At 53.7% G+C, this 24,799-nt stretch carries 23 protein-coding genes; 8 read left to right on the top strand and 15 right to left on the bottom strand.

The genetic code is table 11. The features are described from left to right. Positions 1 to 49: 49 nt before the first annotated feature. Both KQI64_RS01940 and KQI64_RS01945 read right to left on the bottom strand, forming a co-directional pair. The gene (locus KQI64_RS01940; protein WP_216523091.1) at positions 50 to 187 is read right to left on the bottom strand and encodes a hypothetical protein; all 138 of its coding nucleotides are present in this window, start codon (positions 185 to 187) and stop codon (positions 50 to 52) included. 41 nt (positions 188 to 228) lie between these two features. Beyond that, complete coding sequence (locus KQI64_RS01945; RefSeq protein WP_216523092.1) at positions 229 to 960, bottom strand: HAD family hydrolase; 732 nt, start codon at positions 958 to 960, stop codon at positions 229 to 231. Between the two features lie 97 nt (positions 961 to 1,057). On the opposite strand from KQI64_RS01945, the gene nth reads away from it, so the two are divergent. Further along, positions 1,058 to 1,705 carry an endonuclease III gene (gene nth / locus KQI64_RS01950; RefSeq protein WP_216523093.1) on the top strand — a complete coding sequence of 216 codons (648 nt, stop codon included), beginning with the start codon at positions 1,058 to 1,060 and terminating at the stop codon, positions 1,703 to 1,705. Continuing rightward, the gene (locus KQI64_RS01955; RefSeq protein WP_216523094.1) at positions 1,695 to 2,510 is read left to right on the top strand and encodes an HAD-IIB family hydrolase; all 816 of its coding nucleotides are present in this window, start codon (positions 1,695 to 1,697) and stop codon (positions 2,508 to 2,510) included. Before nth ends, KQI64_RS01955 begins: the two co-directional genes overlap by 11 nt. Here the strand turns inward: KQI64_RS01955 and KQI64_RS01960 are convergent. Beyond that, a complete protein-coding gene (locus KQI64_RS01960; protein ID WP_216523095.1) occupies positions 2,502 to 3,212 on the bottom strand; it encodes a DUF6062 family protein in 711 nt (236 codons plus the stop codon). The genes KQI64_RS01955 and KQI64_RS01960 overlap by 9 nt on opposite strands. 78 nt (positions 3,213 to 3,290) lie before the next feature. Between KQI64_RS01960 and KQI64_RS01965 the strand changes: the two genes are divergently transcribed. From KQI64_RS01965 to KQI64_RS01980, 4 genes are all read left to right on the top strand, one after another. After that, on the top strand, positions 3,291 to 4,109 hold the full coding sequence (locus tag KQI64_RS01965) for a DNA-3-methyladenine glycosylase family protein (protein WP_216523096.1): 819 nt from the start codon (positions 3,291 to 3,293) through the stop codon (positions 4,107 to 4,109). A gap of 141 nt (positions 4,110 to 4,250) precedes the next feature. Continuing rightward, positions 4,251 to 5,618: a DHHW family protein gene (locus KQI64_RS01970; RefSeq protein WP_216523097.1), complete on the top strand. Its 1,368-nt coding sequence runs from the start codon at positions 4,251 to 4,253 to the stop codon at positions 5,616 to 5,618. A 53-nt stretch (positions 5,619 to 5,671) separates the two neighbouring features. Next, positions 5,672 to 6,364, top strand: coding sequence for a bis(5'-nucleosyl)-tetraphosphatase (locus KQI64_RS01975; protein ID WP_253289153.1), 693 nt, complete (start codon positions 5,672 to 5,674; stop codon positions 6,362 to 6,364). 128 nt (positions 6,365 to 6,492) lie between these two features. Continuing rightward, a complete protein-coding gene (locus tag KQI64_RS01980; protein WP_216523098.1) occupies positions 6,493 to 7,128 on the top strand; it encodes an orotate phosphoribosyltransferase in 636 nt (211 codons plus the stop codon). Between the two features lie 58 nt (positions 7,129 to 7,186). On the opposite strand, the gene KQI64_RS01985 is transcribed toward KQI64_RS01980, so the two are convergent. The 8 genes from KQI64_RS01985 to KQI64_RS02020 all read right to left on the bottom strand — a co-directional run bounded on the left by KQI64_RS01985 (position 7,187) and on the right by KQI64_RS02020 (position 15,710). After that, entirely contained in the window at positions 7,187 to 7,831 is a 645-nt protein-coding gene (locus tag KQI64_RS01985; protein WP_216523099.1) for a potassium channel family protein, read from the bottom strand. Between the two features lie 10 nt (positions 7,832 to 7,841). After that, complete coding sequence (locus KQI64_RS01990; protein ID WP_216523100.1) at positions 7,842 to 9,185, bottom strand: TrkH family potassium uptake protein; 1,344 nt, start codon at positions 9,183 to 9,185, stop codon at positions 7,842 to 7,844. 110 nt (positions 9,186 to 9,295) lie between these two features. Further along, positions 9,296 to 9,775: a 3-isopropylmalate dehydratase small subunit gene (leuD, locus tag KQI64_RS01995; RefSeq protein WP_216523101.1), complete on the bottom strand. Its 480-nt coding sequence runs from the start codon at positions 9,773 to 9,775 to the stop codon at positions 9,296 to 9,298. Positions 9,776 to 9,787: 12 nt separating this feature from the next. Further along, the gene (gene leuC, locus KQI64_RS02000) at positions 9,788 to 11,053 is read right to left on the bottom strand and encodes a 3-isopropylmalate dehydratase large subunit (protein ID WP_216523102.1); all 1,266 of its coding nucleotides are present in this window, start codon (positions 11,051 to 11,053) and stop codon (positions 9,788 to 9,790) included. Between the two features lie 28 nt (positions 11,054 to 11,081). Further along, positions 11,082 to 12,560 carry a DUF4340 domain-containing protein gene (locus KQI64_RS02005; RefSeq protein WP_216523103.1) on the bottom strand — a complete coding sequence of 493 codons (1,479 nt, stop codon included), beginning with the start codon at positions 12,558 to 12,560 and terminating at the stop codon, positions 11,082 to 11,084. Then, complete coding sequence (locus KQI64_RS02010) at positions 12,560 to 14,044, bottom strand: Gldg family protein (RefSeq protein ID WP_216523104.1); 1,485 nt, start codon at positions 14,042 to 14,044, stop codon at positions 12,560 to 12,562. The genes KQI64_RS02005 and KQI64_RS02010 overlap by 1 nt, the downstream gene beginning before the upstream one ends. A gap of 12 nt (positions 14,045 to 14,056) precedes the next feature. Beyond that, on the bottom strand, positions 14,057 to 14,761 hold the full coding sequence (locus tag KQI64_RS02015; protein WP_216523105.1) for an ABC transporter permease: 705 nt from the start codon (positions 14,759 to 14,761) through the stop codon (positions 14,057 to 14,059). 1 nt (position 14,762) lies between these two features. Further along, positions 14,763 to 15,710, bottom strand: a complete 948-nt coding sequence (locus KQI64_RS02020; protein ID WP_216523106.1) for an ABC transporter ATP-binding protein — start codon at positions 15,708 to 15,710, stop codon at positions 14,763 to 14,765. 158 nt (positions 15,711 to 15,868) lie between these two features. Here KQI64_RS02020 and KQI64_RS02025 point away from each other — a divergent pair, with 158 nt between their 5' ends. Beyond that, positions 15,869 to 16,225 (top strand): SpoVA/SpoVAEb family sporulation membrane protein, encoded by a 357-nt coding sequence (locus KQI64_RS02025; protein WP_216523107.1) that lies wholly within the window; start codon positions 15,869 to 15,871, stop codon positions 16,223 to 16,225. A 92-nt stretch (positions 16,226 to 16,317) separates the two neighbouring features. Next, positions 16,318 to 17,592 carry a dockerin type I repeat-containing protein gene (locus KQI64_RS02030; RefSeq protein WP_216523108.1) on the top strand — a complete coding sequence of 425 codons (1,275 nt, stop codon included), beginning with the start codon at positions 16,318 to 16,320 and terminating at the stop codon, positions 17,590 to 17,592. A 121-nt stretch (positions 17,593 to 17,713) separates the two neighbouring features. Here KQI64_RS02030 and nifJ read toward each other — a convergent pair whose 3' ends face one another. From nifJ to KQI64_RS02050, 4 genes are all read right to left on the bottom strand, one after another. Then, the gene (gene nifJ, locus KQI64_RS02035; RefSeq protein ID WP_216523109.1) at positions 17,714 to 21,274 is read right to left on the bottom strand and encodes a pyruvate:ferredoxin (flavodoxin) oxidoreductase; all 3,561 of its coding nucleotides are present in this window, start codon (positions 21,272 to 21,274) and stop codon (positions 17,714 to 17,716) included. Between the two features lie 229 nt (positions 21,275 to 21,503). Further along, positions 21,504 to 22,454 carry an ROK family protein gene (locus KQI64_RS02040; RefSeq protein WP_216523110.1) on the bottom strand — a complete coding sequence of 317 codons (951 nt, stop codon included), beginning with the start codon at positions 22,452 to 22,454 and terminating at the stop codon, positions 21,504 to 21,506. 138 nt (positions 22,455 to 22,592) lie between these two features. Further along, the gene (locus KQI64_RS02045) at positions 22,593 to 24,407 is read right to left on the bottom strand and encodes a CotH kinase family protein (protein WP_216523111.1); all 1,815 of its coding nucleotides are present in this window, start codon (positions 24,405 to 24,407) and stop codon (positions 22,593 to 22,595) included. A gap of 53 nt (positions 24,408 to 24,460) precedes the next feature. Beyond that, positions 24,461 to 24,799, bottom strand: a 339-nt coding sequence (locus tag KQI64_RS02050) for an IMP dehydrogenase (RefSeq protein WP_216523112.1), incomplete at its 5' end; no start/stop codon positions are given.

The raw sequence follows: 24,799 nt of genomic DNA on the forward strand, positions 1-24,799 counted from the left end.
TTTAATAGCACAGGGCGGAGACGAAATCAATCGCCTCCGCCCTTTTCATTTAAAGCTCCTCGTCGTCCTCGGCGTAATCCTCATCGTCGGGGTTCGCGGGAATCCTGCCCGTCATCTCGTTGGTGTACACCGTATTCATTTCGGTGATGGGCGTGTCGTCGGACTTCTTTTTCTTTTTCTTGCTCATAAAAAATCACCTCGGGGTTATTATGCCCGGGGTGAAATTTTTTATTCTTTTACTATCAATTTTTTGATTTTATAAACGTCGCCGTCCATTACGGTGTACTGACTGCGCAGCTCGCCCTTTATCTCGGGCGAAATGCTCTGGTGGACATACAGGCTGTCGATTCCGAAATCAGCCGCTCCGCCAATATCGGAAATATAGTCGTTGCCTATCATTATGCTCTCCTCTTTTTTGAGCCCGTAGCGGTCAAAAAGCGCCTGATAATAATGCGCGTCGGGCTTTGATGTCTCCTCGTCGGAGCTGATGCAAACGCCGTCAAAATACTTGTCCAGACCGAACATATTCAGCTCGTTCTCGGTGAACACGCGCTGGGCGTTCGAGAGGAGATATATCTTCTTGCCGTGGGCTTTGAGCGTGTCGAGCAGATCGAGAACTCCGTCGTAGAGCTTGATATACTTCGTCGAATAGCAGCGGAACGCCTCAGCAATGAACTCGACGCGGCTCTTTGTCGCCTTGACGCCCTTCTGTGTGAACAGAGCCTTGAACACCTTCTCGATTTTGATATCGATGACGGTGAATTCGGGGTGGCGGCGGCGAACTGACGCCTTCTCTTTTTCGACGAGCCTGCCGTACTCGCGCTTTATCTCCTGCGGGGTGTACTGAGCGCCGTGGTAGGAGTAGAGAATTTGCAGCGACTTCCAGAGCTTTGCCTGCCACTCGTCGGTGTTGATGTCGATAAGGGTTCCGTATAAATCGAAAATGTAGTTTTTATACATTGTATCTCCTCCGTTTCTTATACCATTATATATGGAAAAATCTCCGATTGCAATAGCTTTGAAAATATGTTAAAATTTTTTCATAGAAGGTGGTTTTATGACGAAAAAGGAAATCGCGCTCTCGGCTGTCGAGGCGCTTAAAAACGAATATCCCGACGCGAAATGCTCGCTAGACTACGAAACGCCGCTTCAGCTGCTTGTCGCGACAAGACTCTCCGCCCAGTGTACCGACGCGAGAGTCAACCTCGTAACGCCCGCGCTGTTTGAGCGTTTTCCCGACGCGGAGAGCTTTGCCGCCGCACAGCCCGAGGAGGTCGCGGAGTATATCAAATCCTGCGGACTGTACAAGACAAAGTCGAAAGACCTCGTTGCCATGGCGAAAATGCTCGTCAGCGACTTCGGCTCCGTTGTGCCCGACAATATCGACGACCTGACAAAGCTCCCCGGCATTGGCAGAAAGACGGCGAATCTCATCTGCGGCGACGTTTACGGCAAGCCCGCCATCGTCGTCGACACCCACTGCATAAGAATCACAAAAAGGCTCGGTCTGCACAAGGAGACCGACCAGAGAAAGATCGAAAACGCCCTGCGCAAGCTTCTGCCGCCCGACGAGAGCAACAACTTCTGTCACCGCCTCGTGCTGCACGGCAGAGCGGTCTGCACGGCTAGGAGTCCGAAGTGCCGGGACTGCTGCATGAACGGCTTTTGCCGTATGGGAGTAAAGGAGCTGAAAAATGGAGATTAAGCTACTCGCTCTCGACCTCGACGGCACCGTCCTGCGCACCGACAACACTCTCGCTCCCGAGGTCAGGGACTCGATAATTCAGGCGATAGACAGCGGAATCGAAGTCGCCGTCGCAAGCGGCAGACCGTTCTCGTCAATGCCGGAGGATGTGCTCGCAATAGACGGCATACGCTGGGTCATCGCATCAAACGGAGCGGCAATTTATCAAAACGGAGTAAGGACGCATTCCGACACCCTCGACGAAGCGGACGTCCTCCGCGTTCTCGAGCTGACAAAGGAGCATGACCTCATCTGGGAAGCCTTCCTCGAGGGCGAGACCTGCACTGACAAGAGATATTACGACGACCCGATAAAATACGGCTGCACCGAGGCTTATGTCGGTTACGTCCGCGGCTCCCGCGGCTGCTGCTCCGATATGCGCGGCTACATCCGCCGCAACCGCAAAAATCTCGACAGCATTGAATTCGTCAGCACCGACAGAGAGCTTCGCGAAAGGCTGTGGGCAATGCTCGAGAGAGAGCTGCCCGGCGTGTATATAACCTCGTCGTCGAAGAACTTCGTCGAGCTGATGAACGCCACCGCGACAAAGGCGAACGCGCTGAAACGGCTATGCGGATTGCTTGATATCGATATAAAAAACACCGCCGCTGCCGGCAATGCCGACAACGACGCCGATATGCTCGCGCTCGCGGGGTTCTCAGCCGCCGTGAGCAATGCAACTCCCGCCTGTCTGGAAGCCGCTTACGCGGTCATTCCCTCAAACGACGAGGGCGGAGTTTGCGAGCTTATTAATATGTTACTCTGATTTTTCCGCTACTGTCGGCTTCTCGCCCGTGAGGAACTCGATGCTGCGCTCAATAGCGTCGGTCGAGGTGCCCCAGTCCTTGCCGCGGTTGCGGTAGTCGAACATGGAAACAAAGTGCTTGATGTCGCCGTAGAGCGATTCGAGGTAGTTCTTTGTGAGAGCGGCAGTCTCAGCATGGAAATCGCCGAGAAGCTTTGACGGAACTCCGCCCTTGCCCATCGCGGCGGTCATGATGAACTGATAGTGCTTGAGACAGATGAACGGCTGCTCGCTGTAGGTCTTGCGGAACTCTCCGCCCTTTGCCCACTCAGCGAAAACAGTGGCGACGAGGTGGAACATATCCGCCTCTACCCTGTCGCAGACGTAGCAGGAATTCATCGTCTGACGGATAGCCTCGAGCTTCTTCTTGTCAGGCTTGCCGCCTAGCTTCTTGGGCATGAGCTCGTCCCTGATTACCTCTAGGTGGGTTTCGAGAATAAGCGCGTTGGGCAGCTTCTGTCCGAGCTGAGTCATCCGCGAGAAGTGACGGTGACAAAAGCCCTTCTTGTTTGTCGCGACGCGGACGCTCGGCTCCATCATAGCGTCGCCTGTGATGAAGGTCACGTACTGCTCCTCGAGCATTTCCTCCATGCGGCAGAGAGGACAGCCGCACTTAGGCGCAAAGAGGTCGTTGATAGGTATGGTAACAATGGTCTCTTTCATGGCAAAAACTCCTAAATCAGTTGATATTCACATTGTACCACATAATAATTAATTGTGGAAGTTCGGAGAGAGATATTTATGAAAAAGTTTTTAAAATTCGAAAACGTCACCGACCTCGACCTTGCCCAGACGCTGGACTGCGGTCAGAGCTTCCGCTGGGTCGAACGCGAGGACGGAAGCTTTGACGGCGTGGCGTTTGGAAGAAGCGTGAACGTCAGGCTCGACGGCACGGATTTATATATAGAAAACGCCGATGAAGCCGACCGTGAGCTGTGGCACAGCTACTTTGACCTCGGACTCGACTACGGCAGAATACGTGAGGAGATCAGCACAATCCACCCTGTGTTAGCCGACGCCGCGAAGTACGCCCCGGGTATCAGGATTCTCAGGCAGGAGCCTTTTGAAGCGCTGTGCACCTTCATCATCTCGCAAAACAACAACATCAAGCGCATAAAAGGCATCGTTCAGCGGCTCTGCGAGACCTTCGGAGATGAGCTGCCCGACGGCAGCTTTGCCTTTCCCGATGTCGAAAAACTAGCTGAACTGACCGCCGACGATCTTGCGCCGCTGAGGGCGGGCTTTCGCAACCGCTACCTTGTGGACGCGGCGAGAAAGGTTGCCGACGGCGACGTTGACCTCGAAAAATGCCGTACCTGCGGCTACGAGGAAGCGCGGCGTGAGCTTATGCAGATAACGGGAGTAGGCACGAAGGTAGCCGACTGCACCCTGCTGTTCGGCATGCACAGGATCGAGGCTTTTCCGCTCGATGTGTGGATGAAGCGCGCAATGGCGGCTCTGTTCCCCGGAATGACCGCGGAGGACTTCGGACAGTACGCGGGAATCGCACAACAGTATATTTTTCACTACAGCAGAATGAACCCCGGGCTTTTTGAATGAGCAAAGCCTGTCGGATTTTTTGCGTAATACCCTAAAAAATCTGAAAAAATCTGTTGTTTTTATTGTGATTATGTTGTATAATAGATATATATGTTTTGCGCAGGCAAAACTTTTATCCAAAATACTACGGAGGTGTGTGAATTGGTATCCCGCGAAGACCTCGACAATTTTGACGACAGCCTGGACCGGCGCAGACGTTCATCAGGAAGCCGTCCGCAGCAAAGCGGCGCCCGTCCGCAGCGAAACAACTCATATCCCCGAAACGCTTCTCAGCAGCGCCGACCGAACAACGGAGCGAGCGGACGACCCGTTTACCGCAACGCGAGCGCGCGCAGAAGGCGTGAGGCTCAGCGCAAGCGCAGGCTCAGGAACCGCGCGATAATAATCGGAACCGGAATTGCGATCCTCATTCTGATAATCGTGCTGTTCTCACTCATGATACGCGGCTGTTCATCGGGCAGCGGCGACAAGAACAAGGTTTCGACCGACACTATCGCGCAGCAGGGCGGCACCACAGCCGCGACTCAGGACGAGCCGTCAAACTCCTCGCTGGCGCAGGATTTGTCACCGACCTACTTCAAAACGCCCGTTATCAAGGACGACAATACCAACGGCGAGCTTTACTACTCGATCTACGTCTGGAACAAGACAGGCTACGAGCTGTTCGGCGGCGACGACGATCACTCCAAGACCTACGCCAACACCATCAATACCCTCGCTTCAAAGCTGCCGGGTATCAAGGTGTACGACATGATCATTCCGAACCACACCGAGTACGGTCTGCCCGAAAGACTCAAGTCTGGCGACATTGTTTCGACCTCTCAGGCCGAGAGCATCAAGACCGCTTACGCCGCTATGGACAAGAACGTCACGCCTATCAACATCTACAACTACCTCGCAGATCACAACGAGGAGTACATCTACTTCAAGTCCGACCACCACTGGACGGGTCTCGGCGCGTACTACGCCTACAAGGCGTTCGCCGACACCAACAACATGCCCGCCCTCAAGCTCGAGAGCTGCACCGAAAAGACTATCGACGGCTTCACCGGCAGCTTCACAAACTCCGCTCCGAGCCTTGACAGCGACACCGTTCACTACTGGGAGTTCCCCTACGGCACCGAAATGACGCTGACCTATGACGGCGGAGCTACCGAGACCTACGACAGCCCGTACTACACCGGAGCCACCGAGGGCTCGCTGACCTACGGCGTGTTCATCTTCGGCGACAATCCGCTGACTGTCATCAAGTCGAAGTCCGAGAACGCCGAGAAGGGCAAAAAGATCGTTATCGTCAAGGAGAGCTACGGCAACGCGCTTGCTCCGTACTTTACAAACAACTACGAGGAGGTTCACGTAGTCGATTTCCGCTACTTCTCCTCAACCGTCGGCAAAACTCTTCCCGCATACTGCGTGGAGAACGGAATCACCGACGTGCTCTTTGCCAACGGCGTTATGAGCGCTAACACTCAGCTCCAGCTCGACAGCATGTCGGGCATGTTCAACTGAGTGACGGCAAGTCAGCACTGAATCTGTAATCAATAATGAAAGGAGGCGGCAGAATGATCGCGGAAAATGTCAAGGTATCGCTGTTCGGAAGCATCAGCGACGGGCTCTACTCGGCGCGTATCGGCACGGGCGGAGCTATGAACAAGAGCGCCTACGTTGTATCGCATAAAAAAGTCAGAGAATACTTTGACGGCGTAGTCATTGCTGTCGCCGAATTCGACGGACTCGACGGAGAACGTCCGATCGTATCGACCTACGGCGAGGTTTTCTACGAGCCCGAGCTGCGCAGGATACTTTCGCGGCTGCGGAACATCAGGCTCAAGTCTATCCGCTGTCTTTACGAGAAATCCTGCGGCGGCATAATCTTTTACAAGACGCGGCAGAACACGAAGATCCTTCTCGTCAAGAACAACAACGGCAGATACTGGAGCTTTCCGAAGGGTCATATCGAGGATGGCGAGACCGAACAGGAGACCGCTATCCGCGAGATAAAGGAGGAAACCGGACTGGACGTAACTCTGGTTCAGGGCTTCCGCGAGATCAGCGAGTACAGTCCGTTCGGAAAGATACGCAAGAGAGTCGTGTTCTTCCTCGCCCGCGCCTTCACCGACAACGTGAAGATCCAGGAGGAGGAAATCGACAGCTACATCTGGGTCGATCTTCAGCAGGCGAGAAAACTCTGTTCCTACGACAACGACCTCCGCATTATCGAAAAGGCGGAGCTCACGATCCACTTAAAGGGGTAATAATGAGGAGAGGTTTGAATTTCAGACCTCTCTTTTTTCCGCGCAAAAAAGCCTTGCTTTTTTTGTCAGAATGTTGTAATATTAATTATATAAGAAAAAATTTTTATGAATTTTTCGGGAGGGCGCTTATGTCACGCGAATATAAAATCAGAACCAAAAACAAAAACGTATTTCTCCGCGTTAAAAAGGGTCATTTTGCGACCATGCACTGCCACACGAACTACTACATTGACGTGACGACTCAAAAGACCCGTCTGTCCGAGGCGGAGGCTGTCGCGAAGGAAATGGTTGCCGCGTACCGCGCTTCCACGATCGTCGACACGATCATCTGTCTTGACGGCACCGAGGTCATCGGCGCCTGCATAGCGCGCGAGCTGACTGCGGACAACTTCGTCAACATGAACGCTCACCAGACGATCTACGTTGTCAGCCCCGAGTTTATCGGCGGCGGTCAGATGATTTTCCGCGACAACCTGATTCCCATGGTTCACAACAAGCACGTCCTTATCCTCGCCGCTTCCGTCACCACCGGAAAAACCGCTCTCGCGGCTGTCGACGCGATCAAATACTACGGCGGTATCGTGGTTGGTATCTCGGCGATTTTCGCCACCGTCGAGGAATGCGACGGCCACCCTGTTCACACGATTTTCGACCCCAACGACCTCGGCGACTACCAGAGCTACAAGCCGCACCGCTGTCCGATATGTCAGCGCGGCGAAAAAATCGAGGCGCTCGTCAACAGCTACGGCTATTCGGCGCTTTAACTTATTAAAAAAAATTCCCGGCAAGACCGCTGAGTCCTGCCGGGATTATTTTTTATCATTAAATTCTGAGCGCTCTCTTTACGTCCTCGAATTTTCCGAGCACAAATGCGATATCCTCGGACTTGACCATGGTGTCCGCCGAGGGAATCAGCACCTCGCCGCCGCGCTTTATCGTCAGAATATTGAGGTTGTAGTTCTTGCGCGCGTCGATCTGAACAAGCGTTTTTCCGTGCCACGCCTTCGGGACCTTCAATTCATAGATATTGTATTCCTGCTCGAGGTGGAAATAATCCAGAATGCTGTCCGACGCGTACTTTGTAGCGATACGGAGCGCCGTCTGCTTTTCGGGATAGACGACCTCGTCCGCGCCGTTGCGGAGCAAAAACTTCATCTGCACGTCGTTTGTAGCTCTCGAAATCACCTTTCTCGCGCCGAGTTCGCTGAGCAGTGAAGTCGCTTCAAGCGAGCTCTGGAAGTGGCTTCCGAGGGTGACGAAGCACACGTCGTAGTTGTCGACGCCGAGTGTGCGGAGAAATTCCTCGTTAGTACCGTCGCCGATAGTGGCGTTAGTCACATAGGGAGCGATATCGTCGATAGTGTCCTCGTTGGTATCAACGATCATAACCTCGCAGCGAAGCTCCTCCATTCGCATTGCAATCAAAGTGCCGAATTGTCCGGCGCCTATTACCAAAACCGATTTCATAATTACTCTCCTATCCGATTGAAATTTTTTCAAGTGGCAGACGCGACTTGGTATTGCCCGAAGATGGCAGCGCCGCGTAAATCAGCGTCAGTCCTCCGACTCTGCCGAAGAACATCAATACCATTAGTATTATCCTCGACATCAGTCCGAGCTTTGTGGTGATACCGAGCGTAAGACCTACCGTGCCAACGCCCGAGCTTGTCTCAAACATGCAGGTGAGCAGCGGAATGTGCTCAACCTGACTGATAACTACCGCGCTGACAAAGCAGAGAGCAAAATACATAAACAGAATAGCGCCCGCATTTCTTACCGCGTCGTCGGCGATTCTTCTCTTGAAGGTCTGGATATCCTTTTTTCTTCCGAATACCGCGACTGCTGCGAGGAAAAGCACGGCGATGGTTACGGTTTTCATTCCGCCCGCGGTTGAGCCCGGCGAGCCGCCTATCAGCATAAGAATTATCATGACCGCAATACCCGATTCGCTCATCTGCGTCAGGTCGGTCGAGTTGAAGCCCGCCGTTCTCGTCGTTACCGACTGGAAGAACGAGCTGAGTATCCTGTCGGACATATTCAGATTGCCGTATTCGCAGAAGAAGAAATAGATCGCCGGAACAACTATCAGAAACAGCGTCGTGATAAGCACGACCTTTGTCTGCAGCGAATAGCGCTTGAAGCGGAAAAGATTTGTTTTCAGGTCGCCCCATACGAGGAAGCCGATACCGCCCGCGATGATCAGCAGCATGATTATGGTGTTAAGGTAGATATTGCTGCCGTAGGTTGTCAGCGACGAGAACTGCCCGCGCACTCCCAGCAGATCGAAGCCCGCATTGCAGAACGCTGAGATCGAGTGGAAGAACGAATACCAGATTCCCTTGAGAACGCCGAAATCACGGCAGAATACGGGGAACATCAGCGCCGCTCCGATAAGCTCGATAAGCAGCGAGGTTTTTATTATAAATCCGCTGTAGCGGACCATTCCGCCGACAGTGTGCGCCGAAACGGACTCCTTCATCATGCTTCTGTGCCACAGACCGATCTTCATTCCCGACGCGCGCATTATCGTCAGTCCGATCGTGATAACGCCCATTCCGCCTATCTGGATAAGCGTGATAATGACCGCCTGTCCGAAAAACGACCAGTATGTAGCCGTATCCCTCACTATAAGTCCGGTTACGCAGGTCGCCGAGGTCGCGGTGAACAGAGCGTCGGCAAACGGCGTGAACACGCGCTCCCTCGAGGATATCGGCAGCATCAGCAGCAGCGTTCCCACCATGATAAGCGAGAAGAAGCTGAGGATAATAATACGGAACGAGGACATATTTTTCCGTTTTTTCTTTTTGATTTGTTCTTGCATTATGATACCTCTTAATATGATTTATATCATTTCAATGGTAACACAAAAATCTGCAAATGTCTACATAAAAATATCCGGGACTGCCGCAAATGCGACAGCCCCTTGATTTTTTAAAGTATAGAGTTGATAAGTCCGCCCTTTTGAATAATGTTCTGAATGAACTCCGGGAAGGGCTCAGCCTGATAGGTCTTGCCTGTGGTCTCGTCGGTGATAACGCCGGTGTTGAAATCGACCGAAACGGTGTCGCCGTCCTTGATCTCCTTTGCCGCCTCGTCGCACTCAAGGATCGGCAGACCGATGTTGATCGAGTTGCGGTAAAAGATGCGCGCGAAGGTCGACGCGATAACGCAGGAGATTCCGCTCGCCTTGATAGCGATCGGAGCGTGCTCACGCGATGAGCCGCAGCCGAAGTTCTTCTCGGCTACCATGATATCGCCTTCTTGTACCTTATTAACAAACTCCGCGTCGATATCCTCCATGCAGTGAGCCGCAAGCTCCTTGTGGGAAGCGGTGTTGAGATAGCGCGCGGGAATAATTACGTCGGTGTCGACGTTGTCTCCGAATTTATGTACTCTGCCTTTTGCGTTCATGTTATTTCCTCCTTAAACCTTTGCGGGGTCGACGATGTAGCCCGCAACTGCGCTTGCCGCCGCGACTGCGGGGCTTGCGAGATATACCTCGCTGTCTACGTGACCCATTCTGCCGACGAAGTTGCGGTTGGTGGTCGAAACCGCTCTCTCGCCCGCCGCGAGAATACCCATGTGACCGCCGAGACAGGGACCGCAGGTCGGAGTTGAAACGACCGCTCCCGCCTCAACGAAGATATCGAACAGACCCTCGTGCATAGCCTGCAGCCAGATTTTCTGTGTGCCGGGGATAACGATGCAGCGCACGCCCTTGGCGAGCTTTTTGCCCTTGAAAATCTCAGCCGCTGCTCTGAGGTCGGAAATTCTGCCGTTTGTGCAGGAGCCGATCACGCACTGGTCGATTTTTACCTCGCCCGCGGCGATCTCGTCGACGGTTCTGGTATTCTCGGGAAGGTGCGGGAATGCGACTGTCGGGCGGATATCGCCGAGGTCGATCGTGTACTCCTCGTCGTAAACAGCGTCCTCGTCGGCGGTGTACTCGACGGGAGTTCCCTGATATCTGCCGTTGCAGTATTCTCTTGTCACGTCGTCGACCGGGAAAATGCCGTTCTTCGCGCCGGCTTCGATAGCCATGTTCGCGATGCAGAGCCTGTCGTCCATATTCAGCTCAGCCACACCCTCGCCGGTGAATTCCATAGACTTGTAGAGAGCGCCGTCGACGCCGATCATTCCGATGATGTGAAGGATAACGTCCTTGCCGCTGACATAGCCCTTGGGCTTGCCGACGAGATTGAACTTTATCGCGGACGGAACCTTGAACCACGCCTTGCCGCTGATCATTCCGGCAGCCATATCGGTTGAGCCTACGCCGGTCGAGAACGCGCCGAGCGCGCCGTAGGTGCAGGTGTGGGAATCCGCGCCGATGCACAGGCAGCCGGGTCCTACAAGACCGATTTCGGGCAGAAGCGCGTGCTCAATGCCCATCATACCTACGTCCATAAAGTTCTTGATGTCGTACTTGTTAGCAAAGTTTCTCGTCTGCTTGACGAGAGTCGCCGCCTTGATGTCCTTGTTAGGCGTAAAATGGTCCATGATCATTGCGATCTTGGTGTTGTCGAACACGGCTGTCGCGCCGTTCTGCTCGAAAACGTTGATTGCGACAGGTGAGGTTACGTCGTTGCCGAGAACCATGTCGAGCTTCGCGTTGATAAGCTGACCCGCCTTTACCTCCTCAAGCCCCGCGTGAGCCGCGAGGATTTTCTGGGACATTGTCATACCCATAATTGTATCACTCCAATTTTTAAATATGTTAATTAAACTTTTCAAGACCCTCGAGGGCTCTTGTGATATCCGACTTTCTCGCGTGACCCATGACCTTTCCGTTTACAACGGCGGTGTAGAGCGTGTCGGTGTCGGGATAGAACGCGACCTCGTCGGAATCGCCGTCCTCGTATGTGTATTTAACAGTGAGCGTCGCGTCGCCGCCTGTGCTGCCGTCCTTCGGGTCGGCAAGCTCGATCATTCCGACGTCTGAGCAGAAGCCCGAGAAGTTCTCGATCTGAATCTCCTCGTCGCCGAGGAATACCGTAGTTACATAAGAGGTATTCTCGTTGCCCTCGTCGTCGGTGGTGTGCGACTCGCGTGTGCTGAGCTTAAACGCCTTATCGTTTACCTCGAAGCCTGTCAGCGCCGTCATCTTGGGATAGAGCACGTACTCGCTGCAGAGCTTTTCGTAGGTCGTCTCGATCCACGGAACCTTCTCCGCCTTTATTGTGTAGACGACGTTCCTGCCGTCGAGCATGAGATATGCCTCGCCGTCGGAATCGGGCTTTGAGGCGTAGAGCTTAACGGTCGTGTCGGGATAATCAGCGCTCAGAGTAGCGTAGGGCTGTGAAAGACCCGCGTCGGAGAGCTGTGAATCTGAGGGATTGACGTACGCAACGGAGTCCGCGTACAGTCCGCGTATAGCGCCCTCGATCTTGCTGGACTCAATCTCGCTTGCGAATCTCGTCATCGGCTCTGTGAGGTAGTAGGTAGACGAGAACTTCACGCCGCTGTACCTCTCGAGGGTAACTGACTCTCCGTTCGATGTCACGCTTATCGTCTGCGCCTGACCGCTCTCGCCGTCGTCGGCGGCGTTGTTGATCGTCAGACTTATCAGATCATTCACTCCGAGGAGGAAGTTGTTGGCGGTATCGGTCTCTATAACGTAAATGTCCTTGCCGTCGCCGAACTTGATATATGTTCCTCTCGCCTGAGGAGCGTCCGCGCCGACGGTGATGACTTCCTTTGTGTCGTCCGTGAAGGTGATCTCTGCCACAGAACGCGGCTTGTCAAAGCCGAAGTCGCTGCCGCCGTCGTCCTTGCCCGCTATTCTGGTGAACGAGAGTGTAGCCGCGGCGTTAGCGATCCTGTCGGCGACGCCGGACTGCTTGTCGAACTCCTCGAAGCCCACGAGGGTGTACTCGGTAGCCTCGCCCTCGGGTGTGTAGGCGGTGATGTCGATAGTGCCCTTTTCGTTCTCGATGTGCATTGACTTGATGTCGGCGGGCACGTATTCCATCAAAGTGCCGTAGCCGTTCTCAGCGCCGCCGGTCTTGCCTATGACCGCCTGGTGAACGCCGTTTGAGTCGGTGCTGAGCGAGATATCGGCGGGCTCGTCGGGTGTGGCTGTATCTGCGTCGGTTCCGCCGTCCTTTGGCAAAAGAAGCAGGAGAACCATAACTCCCGCGAGAATGACCGCTGCGGCGAGTATCGCGATAACCGTTATTTTTTTACTTTTACTCATTACATATGCCTCCTGCGCAGCCATACTACTATGCCGATAACAAGTATCGCGACGGGAATCACGCCGATAAAGATGATGTTCATCGCGCCGGTCGTGGTGATGTCGGTAACACCGAGCTCGTTGTTCTCGAGCTTTTTGCCGGTGATCGTAACGCTCTCGTCAGACTTGTCGGAGACCGTGTTGAGCACGCTCATGAAGAAGTCGGCGTTGTTGAGGCTGTTCATCGTCATGAAATCCGAGGAAAACATTCTGTCCGAACCGAAGATGATAAGCCTTGACTCAGCGCCTGACCCGCTCTTGACTCCCTCGGCGGCAACCGCAATATTCTTGCCGGTTATTCCGTCCTCGGGCTTGAAGCTGTCGTCCGCGTCGAGCGGGAATATGCCCGCGCGGTCGGAAGCGTTGAGCAGACCGTGAGCGGTGTTCTCGTCGGTGATCTCAATGCCGCGGGTCTGGTAAACCATGACGGGAATCTCCTTGTTCTTGAGCCCGTCGGTGTAGTAGTCGTTGTAGTCTGTGATGAATACGAACATGTCGGAGCTGCTGAGAAGGTGATCCTCGCTCGTCTCGTATACAAAGCCGTCGGTGAGCTTCATGCCCCACTCCTCGATCAGCGACTCGGCGTTAGGCGTCTCGGCGTTTTCGGGAGCCGGAATGTAGATGAGGTTCCTGCCGTATTTGCCGTCGTTGTCGAGCCACTTCTCGAGCTTTTCGACTGCCTTTGCGTCGAGGTCGACCTTCGGCGCGTAAATTATCGCGAACTGCGCGTCGTCGTCGAGGTCGTCAGTGAGGAGCGAAACCTCGCGCACGTCGTAGGCGTTGTTGGAAATCAGGGATTTGAGCGCTGTGTAGTCGCTCTCCTGATTGCCGGTGATGAAGTCGACAACGACCATATTCTCTGTCGTTACCTTCATCGCAGCGGTGACTGTCGCCTGCTCGATAGTCGTGCCGTTTACCTGGTGGTAACCCGCCGCGAGGTACTGCTCGTCGTAGGTGAAGCAGTCGTCTGTCTTGACGCCCTGATAGCGGTCGCCGCACTCCATGACCGCCATTGTGTTGTTGGAGCTCCAGTCGATATTCTTATATTTATTGGTAAATGAAGGATTTGAGGTGGTATCGACGTAGGATACGGTGAATTTTCCGCCTGACGCCGCCTCCATTTTTTCGAGCAGGTTCTTTGCCTGAACGAAGTACTCGCCGTTGCCGACGAAGGAGTTCTCGGGACTGAGAATGTACATATTCACATCGTCGTCGAGGTGCGCCATGAAATCTTCAGCGTCGCTTGAGAGAGCGTAAGCGCTGTTTGCGGTCAGATCCATTTTGAGGTTCGGGAAACGCTCTACGAGCAGTCCCACTACTATGTTGAGCACCACGACGAGAGCGACTGCCGAAACAACAAGTACGGCGGCAATACTGCCGTGGCGGGCTTTTCTCGATTTGAGGAACGCCTTGATGCCTTTGGAGGATTTGTTTTTCTTTTCCATATATATACCTCCTTAGCTCCAGCGTCTTTTCTCAAGCGCTCTGACAGTGAAGAACAAAAACAGCGCCGTCACGCTCAGGAAGAATATCACATCGGTAATACTGAGAATACCGTATGTGAAGTTTTCGTAGTAATTCATGAAGCTGATCTTCTCGATAGCAGTTGATATCCAATCGACGCTGATGTTGTTCACGAAGTAGCTCATCATGCTGATAAGAAGTCCCGCGCCCATTCCGAGGACAGCGGCGACAACCTGACTCTCCGTCAGAACGGAAATGAACACGTTGATCGCTATCATCGAGCTGCCGAGGAGGAGCGTTCCCAGCAGAGTGCAGAGAATCACCGACCACTGAGGCTGTGCGAAGAACGAGATCACCACTGCGTAGACGAGGAAGATCACGTTGCACATCGCGAACATGATGAACGCCGCCAAAAACTTGCCTAGCACTATCTCCGTGAGCGAACAGGGCGAGGTCAGCAGCGCCTGGTCGGACTTCTGCTTCTTTTCCTCCGCGAACGACTTCATCGTGATGATCGGAATAATAAACATTATTATGAAGAACATGCTTGAGAATACATATGTCAGGCTGGTGGAGTTCTGCGCGAATACGTAGAAATTAAAGAACATACCCGAGAAGAAAAAGAACACCGCCATTACGACGTAAGCCGTCGCGGAGCTGAAATACGCGCTCATTTCGCGCTTTAGTATCGCGCCCATATCATTGACCTGCCTTTCCCGCGTCCTGAGTCAGCTTGAGGAACATGTCCTCAAGGCTCTCGTTGCCCGACTTCATCTCGAGAATCGGAGCGTTGATACGCGCCATCGCGCTGAACACCTCGCGCCGGATATCGAAGTCGTTGCCGTATTCCACGCTGTAAACCGCGGTTTTTTCGCCGAGCTCGCGCACCTTCATGTACTTCTTTACGCCGGGTATCTTCTTGATCTCGCCGATGATCTCAGACGGACTGCCCTCAACGGTGAGCGAGAGCTTCTGGGTGTCGGCGAGCGCCTTTGAGAGCTCGTCTGCCTTTGAGTCGGCGACAAGCCTGCCCTCGGAAATTACGATTATCCTGTCGCAGGTCGACGATATCTCGGAGAGGACGTGCGACGAGAAGATCACGGTGTGCTTCTTGCCTAGACTGCGGATAAGCTTGCGCACCTCGATGATCTGCTTGGGGTCAAGACCGACGGTCGGCTCATCCAGAATCAGCACAGGCGGATTTCCGAGCAGCGCCTGACCGAAGCCCACGCGCTGACGGTAGCCCTTGGACAGGTTCTTTATCAGCCTGTCAGCCTTGTCGGAAATGCGCACCAGACGCATGATCTCGTCAATGTGCTCCTTTTTGGGCAGCCTGACTTTTTTGAGGTCGAACATAAACTCAAGGTACTTGCGCACCGTCATCTCGGGATAGAGCGGCGGAATCTCGGGAAGATAGCCGATTTTGCGCTTTGTTTCGCGGGGGTTCTCGAGAATCTCGGTTCCGTCAACCGTGACGGTTCCTGAGGTAGACGATATGTAACCCGTGATGATATTCATGGTTGTGGACTTGCCCGCGCCGTTAGGCCCAAGGAAACCCAGAACCTCGCCCGTATCGACGGTAAAGCTGATGTCGTCAAGAGCCTTGATGTCGCCGTAGCGTTTGGTAAGGTTTTTCACCTCAATCATGTGCTTCACTCCTTGTATATTTATAAAACACCGATAATAATATTACCACAAAAAACGCCGTTTGGGTAGGGCTTTATAAAAATTTTCAACGGAATTTCACATTCACGTATGATTTGTGCGTCAACGGACAAACTATACTCATTGAAAGGAGAATTTCCATGCAATACATTTACGCTTTTCTTGTCGGCGGAGCGATCTGCCTTATCGGGCAGCTGCTTATCGACAAAACAAAGCTCACACCGGCAAAAATCCTGACAGGCTTCGTTGTAGCGGGAGTCGCGCTGAGCGCTCTCGGTCTGTATCAGCCTCTCGCTGACTTTGCGGGCGAAGGCTCCGCCGTACCAATAAGCGGCTTCGGCAACCTTATGGCTGAGGGAATGAAGGACGCCCTGCGCGAGGACGGCGCTCTCGGAATTCTGACGGGCGCTCTCAAAAGCGCCGCTGCTGGTATCGGCGCGGCTATCATTTTCAGTCTGTTAGGAGGATTGTTAGGAAAGGCTAAGGGCAAGGACTGAGGTTTGTATAATTTTGCCGTGGTATATGCGGAACATTTGTGTTATAATGGAGAAAACGCGCCTTCGCGAAAATATGAAAGGAAGTTTTATCTATGAAAAACACAACAAAGCAGCTGCTCGCGGTGCTTTTGGCTCTCGTTTTGACCGTTTCGTTCATGACGGCAATGGCGGTCAGCACCTCGGCGGCAACAACCCCTGTTCCCGTCGGCACAAACGGCGACATCCAAGGCGGCACCAACCACTGTGAGGAATTCAGCACGACCTATCCGGATGACCCGATGCCTCCCGTCTTTGAGGTGATCCCCAAGCTCGTCATCTCCCAGCCCGAGCTCGACTATCCCGCCATGCCCGAATACGCCATGACGCAGACCGGCAGCTCGGATGATCTCTATTTTTATGAGACCCTGACGCTCAAAGCGTCTCCTTATCCCTATGAGTGCAACGTCGCGCTGTATTCCGCCATCTTCCCCGCCAATCCTCCCGAATACTGCGAAGAGGATAACATCGCGTTCTATGTGAGGAAGGACACCGAGGTCACCTTCCGCTACCACGCCTTCACCGACACGCTCACGGTTGAGCGGAACGTTGATCTCGAAATGACTGACAGCGAGTACACGCTGCCATATGAAGAAACTCCCACCACCATGGAGCCCACCTCCGAACCGATCGGTGAAACGCTGGAGCTCTACTGCATTCTCAAGATCTACCGTCCCGACGGCGCGGTAATGGAAAGCGGCATGTATCAGGCTGTCATGGGCTTCTCCCCCACGTTCACCGCAGACATCAGCGATCTGCCTGTTTTTGACACACCCTATAAGGCAACACTCAATGTTTATTCCTGCATCTGGCCGGATGAACTCGTTTTCAGCAGCGACGAATGGTTCTATGTGCGCAGCGAGGGCACCGTCAGCTTTAGGGCATACGCTCCCTCAGCTTCTCTTGACGTCAGCGGAAAGGGTATTGAGCTTACCTCAGGTCCCGACGTTACTTATCCGACCACCATTCCCGTATGGACGACCGAGCCCGACGTGACTACGCTTCCCCCGGTGTGGACGACAGCTCCCGACGTGACTACGCTTCCTCAGGTTTGGACGAGCACTCCTCAGGAAACTACCATCCCCGCGCCTATTGCCGAGTATATGATCGGCGACATGAACATGGACGGAGATCTCTCTGTCGACGACGTTACACTGATCCAGCGCGCGGCTGCCGAACTGATAGCTTTGAATCCGTCTCAAAAGCTCCTCGCGGACGTCAACAACGACGGAATAATCTCCGTTCTCGACGTGACCTGCGTTCAGAAGCACCTCGCGGAATTCACCGAGGGCACAGGTAATACCGGTATGCTCGTAATTGTGACCGGCTGACAGTAAAATAGATAAAATTATTACAGCCGTCAGGTTTCCTGACGGCATATTTTTATGCAGACAAAAGCAGGGCTGCCGCAAAAGCGACAGCCCTTTATTATTTGTATTGATTTTTGTTAAATCAGGTCGCGTCCTCGAAGCTTGCGATTCTGGAGAGATGCGCGTACTTCTGCTCAGCGAACTTCTCAGCCTCGGTGAAGAGCTTCTCTGCTCTTTCGGGGAACTTGCGGGTGAGAGCGTTGTAACGAACCTCGCCCATGATGAAGTCGCGGTAGGAAGCTGTGGGAGCCTTGCTGTCGAGCTGGAAGGGATTCTTGTTCTCAGCAGCAAGTCTGGGATCGTAACGGAAGAGGTTCCAGTAGCCTGCGTCAACAGCCTTCTTCTCCTCGAGCTGAGCGATGCCCATGCCGCCCTTGATACCGTGGTTGATGCAGGGAGCGTAAGCGATGATCAGCGAAGGACCGTCATAGCTCTCAGCCTCTACCATAGCCTTGAGTACCTGGTTGTTGTCGGCGCCCATAGCTACCTGAGCGGTGTAAACATAGCCGTAGCTCATTGCGATAGCGGCGAGGTCCTTCTTCTTAACGCCCTTACCGGCAGCTGCGAACTGTGCAACAGAGCCGATAGGAGTAGCCTTGGAGGACTGACCGCCTGTGTTGGAGTAAACCTCTGTGTCGAATACGAGAATGTTAACGTTCTCGCCGGAAGCGATTACGTGGTCGAGACCGCCGAAGCCGATATCATAAGCCCAGCCGTCGCCGCCGAAGATCCACATGGACTTCTTGGCAAGCTCGTCCTTGTCAACGAGAGTCTTCTTAACGAGCTCGCCGACCTTAGCGTCGTCAACAGCCTTCTCGAGCTCTGCGATAAGAGCGTCGGTAGCGGGACGTGAAGAGGTGGAATCTGTGATAGTGTCGAGATAACCCTCGCAAGCTGCCTTGAGGTCAGCGTTGTCGGTGGTATCCTTGATCTCGGTTACATAACCAACGAGTCTGTTGCGGATAGCCTTCTGTCCGAGAGCCATACCGAGACCGAACTCAGCGTTGTCCTCAAACAGGGAGTTCATCCACGCGGGACCGTAGCCCTTCTTGTTGGTGGTGTAAGGAGTAGCAGGTGCGGAAGCGCCCCAGATAGAGGAGCAGCCTGTAGCGTTGGCGATGAACATTCTGTCGCCGAAGAGCTGTGTAACGAGCTTAGCGTAAGGAGTCTCGCCGCAGCCTGCGCACGCGCCGGAGAACTCGAGCAGGGGCTGCTTGAACTGGCTGCCCTTGACGGTTGTGAACTTGAACTTCTCGCCTACCTCGGGCTTCTCGTCTACGGTCAGACCGTAATCAAAGAGAGCCTGCTTGGGTCTCTGAGAATCGATGGGCTTCATAACGAGAGCCTTCTCGCCCTTCTTGCCCGGGCAAACCTGAGCGCAAGCGCCGCAGCCTGTGCAGTCGAGGGTGGAAACGGTCATAACGAACTTGAGTTCCTTAAGGCCGATCATCGGGATAGCCTCTGTTCCCTCGGGAGCAGCCGCAACCTCGGCGTCTGTCATGGGAACGGGACGGATAACAGCGTGAGGACATACGATCGCGCAGCGGTTACACTGGATGCAGTTAGCGCTCTGCCACTCGGGAACGTCTACCGCGATGCCTCTCTTCTCGAAAGCAGCGGAGCCGTTGGGGCAGGTACCGTCGATGTGGTCAACGAACGCGGATACGGGGAGCTTGTTGCCCTTGTAAGCGTTAACGGGCTTGAGGATGCCGTTTACGTACTCTACAAGAGCGCCCTGTCCGTCAGCCTTGTCAGCTACGGCGTCGTCAGCGGCGTTAGCCCAATCAGCGGGAATCTCGACCTTCTTGAGGTCTTCCATACCGCGGTCGATAGCGGCATAGTTCATGTCTACGATAGCCTGACCCTTCTTGAGGTAGGACTTCTTCGCAGCAGCCTTCATGAATTCCTTAGCTTCCTCAGCGGGAATGATGTCGGCGATCTTGAAGAACGCGGACTGAAGAACGGTATTTACACGGCCGCCCAGACCGATTTCCTTACCGATCTGAATAGCGTCGATGGTGTAGAAGTTGATCTTTCTCTCGGCGAGGATTCTCTTCATCTTGCCGGGGAGACGCTTGGTGAGCTCATCAACGTCCCAAGCGCAGTTGAGCAGGAACGAACCGCCTTCCTTGAGGTCGTCAACGATGTCGTACTTGTCAACATATGAGGGGTTGTGGCAGGCTACGAAGTCAGCCTTGGAGATGTAGTATGTAGATTTGATCGGTGTGTTGCCGAAACGCAGGTGGGATACGGTAAGACCGCCGGACTTCTTGGAGTCGTAAGCGAAGTAGCCCTGAGCGTACATGTCGGTGTGGTCGCCGATGATCTTGATGGAGTTCTTGTTAGCACCGACGGTACCGTCCGCGCCGAGACCCCAGAACTTACAGCTGTGGGTGCCTGCGGGAGTGGTGTCGGGATTCTCAACTACGGGGAGTGAGAGGTTGGTAACGTCGTCTACGATACCGATAGTAAAGCGCTTCTTGGGAGCGTCGGACTCAGCGTTTCTGTAAACAGCGATAACGTCGCCGGGTGTGGTGTCCTTGGAGCCGAGACCGTAACGGCCTGCATAAACCTTAACGCCTGCGAACTCGGAATCATTGAGAGCTGCGAGAACGTCGAGGTAGAGAGGCTCGCCGATGGAGCCGGGTTCCTTTGTTCTGTCGAGAACGGAGATAGTCTTGACAGTCTTGGGAAGCTCATCGGTCATGTACTTGCCAACGAACGGACGGTAAAGTCTTACCTTGAGCAGACCAACCTTCTCGCCTGCAGCGTTGAGGTAGTCAACAACTTCCTCTGCGCAGTCGCAGACAGAACCCATAGCTACGATTACGTGCTCAGCGTCAGCCGCGCCGTAGTAGTTGAAGGGCTTGTAGTCGGTGCCGATCTTCTCGTTGACCTTGTTCATGTACTCGATAACAACCTCGGGAACAGCGTCATAGTACTTGTTGCACGCCTCGCGAGCCTGGAAGAAGATATCGTCGTTCTGAGCGGTTCCGCGGGTTACGGGGTGCTCGGGGTTGAGTGAACGTCTGCGGAATTCCTCTACAGCGTCCCAGTCGAGCATGTCGGCGAGGTCAGCGTAGTCCCACTCCTCGATCTTCTGGATCTCGTGAGAGGTGCGGAAGCCGTCGAAGAAGTGCAGGAAGGGAACTCTGCCCTTGATAGCGGTAAGGTGAGCAACGGCGCCGAGGTCCATACACTCCTGGGGATTGTTGGAGCAGAGCATCGCATAACCTGTCTGACGGCAGGCGTAAACGTCTGAGTGGTCGCCGAAGATCGAGAGTGCGTGGCTGGTGAGAGCACGTGCCGATACGTGGATAACGCCGGGGAGCAGCTCGCCCGCCATCTTGTACATATTAGGAATCATCAGGAGCAAGCCCTGAGAAGCGGTGTAGGTGGTGGTGAGCGCACCTGCCGCGAGAGAGCCGTGAACCGCGCCTGCAGCGCCGCCCTCGGACTGCATCTCAGTTACCTGAACTTCTCTTCCGAAAAGGTTCTTAAGGCCGTTAGCCGAGTACTGGTCGGTAAGGTCAGCCATTACGGAAGAAGGTGTGATGGGATAGATAGCCGCAACGTCGGTAAACGCGTATGATACGTGAGCAACCGCGCTGTTGCCATCCATGGTTTTCATTTTTCTTGCCATGGGATTTCGTCCTCCTTTTTTATCAAACGGCTTTAGGTGAATTGATAGAAAGCCGCAACGTGTAGATAAACACACGTTTCATCACCCTATATTTTATCACTTTTGACAAGACTTGTAAAGTATTATTTTTAAAACGTGTACTAAAAGTTTGTTGATTCTGCACATTTCCTTTTACGCGAAAAAAGGGAGCCCGCAAGGAGCTCCCCTGAGATGTAAATTTAACTTTTTATTAATCCAAAAACGCCGCGCCGATGATTCCTGCGTCGTTGCCGAGAGTGCAGGTGCAGAGGAGAGTCTGCTTGTCGTTGTGCTTGGTGTAGCGCTCCTCCTCGATGATCTTTCTCAGCGGACGGAGCAGGTTCTCGCCCTGATTTGAGATACCGCCGCCGATGCAGAGTACGTCGGGCTGGAAGATGTTGATGATGTTTACAAGACCCGTCGCGAGGTAGCCGAAGTAGGTGTTGAGAACCTCCTGCGCGTCGTTGTCGCCTGCCGCAGCCGCGTCAAACGCTGTCTTGCCGTTGACCTTGTTGATGTCGCCGTCGGCGAGCTTGAGCATGTAGCTGTAGTCGAGCTTGTCGGAGAGGATCTTTTCCTTTGTCAGGTTGATAAGACCCGTCGCGGAGGAATAAGCTTCCCAGCAGCCCTTTCTGCCGCAGCCGCACTCCTTACCGTCCTTGACGATAACCATATGACCAAGCTCAGCGCCCGCGAAGTTGGAGCCGCTGTAGATCTTGCCGTTAATGATGATACCGCCGCCGACGCCTGTGCCGAGGGTGATAGCTACCGCGTTCTTAGCGCCCTTTGCGGAGCCTGCAAGAAACTCGCCGAGAGCCGCCGCGTTTGCGTCGTTCTCAATGAGAACCTTTTTGCCCAGACGCTCCTGCATCATCTTCACAACCTCCCAGTTGTGGAAATGAAGGTTTGCGGAATACTCGATAACGCCGGTCTTGGGGTTTACCGCTCCGGGTACGCCGATGCCGATGCTCTCGACCTCGTCGAGAGAAACGCCCGCCTTTTCGCAAGCCTTCAGAGCGACCTCAGCCATGCTGTCGCAGATAGAGCTTTCAGGACGCGGAACGTTTGTCTTGCACGAAGCCTTCGCCACGATTTTGTAGTCCCCGTCGACCAAACCCGCTACGATATTGGTGCCGCCGAGGTCAATTCCCAGTCTATACATTTTAAACACTCCCTGTATTTAAATTTTATAGCTTTATCATACCACAAAAATACAGGCAACGCAACAAGAATTTTAGATATTTTTACGGTTTTAGTTAGTAGTTGGTAGTGATCGTAGTTACAGAGCTACACTGCACTCTTAACTCTCTGCTCTGTTGAACCTGAATTTCTTACCTATGTTTCTCGTGTAGCCGTCGGTGTAGATCTCCGCGAGTTTCTGCTGGATTTTTGTCGCCTCGGTTATGTCGATCACGCCGTCCGCGTTGATGTCGGCAACCGCCGTTGTCTTTTCATCTGCGGCAGTGATCTCCGCGGCAATTCTCTGAATCTGCGTCGCGTCGTCAACGGTGATTTCTCCGTCGAGGTTCGCGTCACCCACGGCGAGAGTTTCCGCCGTGCCGTCGTCGGGAATGACAATATCATAGCTCTGCGGTTCGAGGGCGGTTTCGATTTCCGGTGAAACAGGTCTTATACTCAGCTTTTCGGGCACTATCCAGCCGGGCAGACTGATCTTGTAAATATAGTTTTTGCGGCTTGCGTAGGTATTGACCCTTTGCGCGTCGGAAAGGCTCAGGGTTCGTCTGTAGTACATCGGCTCATCCGCGGCAAGCTCGAGCGTCAGATCCTTGATCCCGCTGTCGCGCTTTATATCGACGGAGAAATTGAGTATATGCGGATCATTCTTCTGATCCGGCTCGTTCACGCTCACGCCGTAAACATACAGCGCGTTGCCCAGCCATGTGTTGCGGCGGCTGTACCATTCCCTGAGGAAGCTCACGTTCTCCTCAAACGTCGGCTCCGGCGTTCTCTGCTGAACCGTATACTTCTTGCCTGCATCCCAGCCGGCTTCGCTGAAGTTGCGGCTGAAAACCTCTCCGTATTGTCCGAGGAGTCTGTCCATAAGACCGCCTTCGGAGTAGATATCACAGAAATATGCGTAGTGCTCCGTGTAGATTCTTCTGACAACGTCGCGGAACTCGTTTTTCAACATAAGATAATATACCATATTGGTGTAGGCGACGTGGAGCTTCTCGGGCTGAGCGCAGTTTTGATATGAGGGTGATTTGGATTCGGGATTAGGGTTGCCCGAGGCGAGGTCGTAGTCCCACGGAGGTCCCGCAAAAAATTTTCCGTCCTTGTAGTAATAGAAAACCGAGCTGTAGTTGGCGTCCACGTTCTTGACAAACTCGTTGAGCAGGTAGAACTTCGCGAAGGATTCCATATCGGCGGCTTCCTCCATGCGGCTGTAATCCCTGCTGATGAAGGCAGACGTCATCTCGTCGGTCTTTTCCTGAATATATGCGACCTGCTCGTCGTTGGGCTCCTCGGGCTCGCTTACGGCAAAGCGGTAGCCGTTGGAATTGATGTATGTCACGCCTTCCTCTACTCGCTGCTGCTCGACCTCAAGCAGGAAGTCCTTCATTCCGTTGTTGCTCTCGATGTCGATGTCGACCCTGTCCTTGCCCTCCTGAACAGGCTCCATAAGGGTATAGCAGCCCTTGTACACATCGTCGACCCACAGCTCGACGTACTTCTGATTCGAGGTATAGGCGATACCGAGCTCCTGCGCGATATCGAAGGCAATGTAGTTGCGCATGAGCGTCGGGTCAAAGCAATTCGCGAGCAGAGCCCACTTTTTGCCCTTGCCCATGCCGAGCACGTCCTTTTTCTTTGAGAACTTAAAGGTGAACGGTTTTTTCTCGGCGAGCGCGGTGCTGTTGCCGCGAACCTTGAAGCTCGTCTTATCCTCAAGCACACTGCCGTCAGTGTCCTCGATTTTTATTTTCGCGCCGACATAGCCGTCAGCCTTTTCAATGCTGTTGCCGTTGCCGTCATCTGTGGTGACATAGATTTTAGGTACCGCCGCTGCTCCGTCCTCAGCCGCGTTCACGCTGACGCAAAAGAGACTGATGAGCATGGCTGTGCAGAGCAGAAGAGAAATAAATTTTTTCATCTTGAACATCTCCTATTATTAAAGGGCTGCCTCGATGACAACCCTTTAGATTTTTAGCTGAAATTGTAGGAATAGTTGGGAGCTTCCTTTGTGATCTGAATATCGTGCGGATGACTCTCTCTGAGACCCGCGCCGGAAATGCGGACAAACTGAGCCTTTTCGTGGAGTTCCCCGATAGTAGCGCAGCCCGTGTAGCCCATGCCTGCCTTCAAGCCGCCCATGAGCTGGTAAACGGTGTCGGAAAGCATTCCCTTGTAGGGTACGCGTCCCTCGACGCCCTCGGGAACGAACTTGCGGTTGCTCGCCTGGAAGTAGCGGTCAGCGCTGCCCTTGCCCATTGCGCCGAGACTGCCCATTCCGCGGTATACCTTGAACTGTCTGCCCTGATAGAT

Origin of the sequence: Lachnoclostridium sp. MSJ-17 (assembly GCF_018918205.1) — a bacterium.
Taxonomy (GTDB): Bacteria; Bacillota; Clostridia; order Oscillospirales; family Acutalibacteraceae; genus Ruminococcoides.

What these genes read in the sequence shown, in the direction of transcription:
- KQI64_RS01965 (WP_216523096.1), top strand. Translation starts at nt 3,291, where the DNA reads ATGAAAAAGTTTTTAAAATTCGAAAACGTCACCGACCTCGACCTTGCC.
- nth (WP_216523093.1), top strand. Translation starts at nt 1,058, where the DNA reads ATGACGAAAAAGGAAATCGCGCTCTCGGCTGTCGAGGCGCTTAAAAAC.
- KQI64_RS02025 (WP_216523107.1), top strand. Translation starts at nt 15,869, where the DNA reads ATGCAATACATTTACGCTTTTCTTGTCGGCGGAGCGATCTGCCTTATC.
- KQI64_RS01945 (WP_216523092.1), bottom strand. Translation starts at nt 960, where the DNA reads ATGTATAAAAACTACATTTTCGATTTATACGGAACCCTTATCGACATC.
- KQI64_RS01960 (WP_216523095.1), bottom strand. Translation starts at nt 3,212, where the DNA reads ATGAAAGAGACCATTGTTACCATACCTATCAACGACCTCTTTGCGCCT.
- KQI64_RS02005 (WP_216523103.1), bottom strand. Translation starts at nt 12,560, where the DNA reads ATGAGTAAAAGTAAAAAAATAACGGTTATCGCGATACTCGCCGCAGCG.
- KQI64_RS02040 (WP_216523110.1), bottom strand. Translation starts at nt 22,454, where the DNA reads ATGTATAGACTGGGAATTGACCTCGGCGGCACCAATATCGTAGCGGGT.
- KQI64_RS01975 (WP_253289153.1), top strand. Translation starts at nt 5,672, where the DNA reads ATGATCGCGGAAAATGTCAAGGTATCGCTGTTCGGAAGCATCAGCGAC.
- KQI64_RS02020 (WP_216523106.1), bottom strand. Translation starts at nt 15,710, where the DNA reads ATGATTGAGGTGAAAAACCTTACCAAACGCTACGGCGACATCAAGGCT.
- KQI64_RS02015 (WP_216523105.1), bottom strand. Translation starts at nt 14,761, where the DNA reads ATGGGCGCGATACTAAAGCGCGAAATGAGCGCGTATTTCAGCTCCGCG.
- KQI64_RS01985 (WP_216523099.1), bottom strand. Translation starts at nt 7,831, where the DNA reads ATGAAATCGGTTTTGGTAATAGGCGCCGGACAATTCGGCACTTTGATT.
- nifJ (WP_216523109.1), bottom strand. Translation starts at nt 21,274, where the DNA reads ATGGCAAGAAAAATGAAAACCATGGATGGCAACAGCGCGGTTGCTCAC.
- KQI64_RS02010 (WP_216523104.1), bottom strand. Translation starts at nt 14,044, where the DNA reads ATGGAAAAGAAAAACAAATCCTCCAAAGGCATCAAGGCGTTCCTCAAA.
- leuC (WP_216523102.1), bottom strand. Translation starts at nt 11,053, where the DNA reads ATGGGTATGACAATGTCCCAGAAAATCCTCGCGGCTCACGCGGGGCTT.
- KQI64_RS01940 (WP_216523091.1), bottom strand. Translation starts at nt 187, where the DNA reads ATGAGCAAGAAAAAGAAAAAGAAGTCCGACGACACGCCCATCACCGAA.
- KQI64_RS01955 (WP_216523094.1), top strand. Translation starts at nt 1,695, where the DNA reads ATGGAGATTAAGCTACTCGCTCTCGACCTCGACGGCACCGTCCTGCGC.
- KQI64_RS02030 (WP_216523108.1), top strand. Translation starts at nt 16,318, where the DNA reads ATGAAAAACACAACAAAGCAGCTGCTCGCGGTGCTTTTGGCTCTCGTT.
- KQI64_RS02045 (WP_216523111.1), bottom strand. Translation starts at nt 24,407, where the DNA reads ATGAAAAAATTTATTTCTCTTCTGCTCTGCACAGCCATGCTCATCAGT.
- KQI64_RS01990 (WP_216523100.1), bottom strand. Translation starts at nt 9,185, where the DNA reads ATGCAAGAACAAATCAAAAAGAAAAAACGGAAAAATATGTCCTCGTTC.
- leuD (WP_216523101.1), bottom strand. Translation starts at nt 9,775, where the DNA reads ATGAACGCAAAAGGCAGAGTACATAAATTCGGAGACAACGTCGACACC.
- KQI64_RS01980 (WP_216523098.1), top strand. Translation starts at nt 6,493, where the DNA reads ATGTCACGCGAATATAAAATCAGAACCAAAAACAAAAACGTATTTCTC.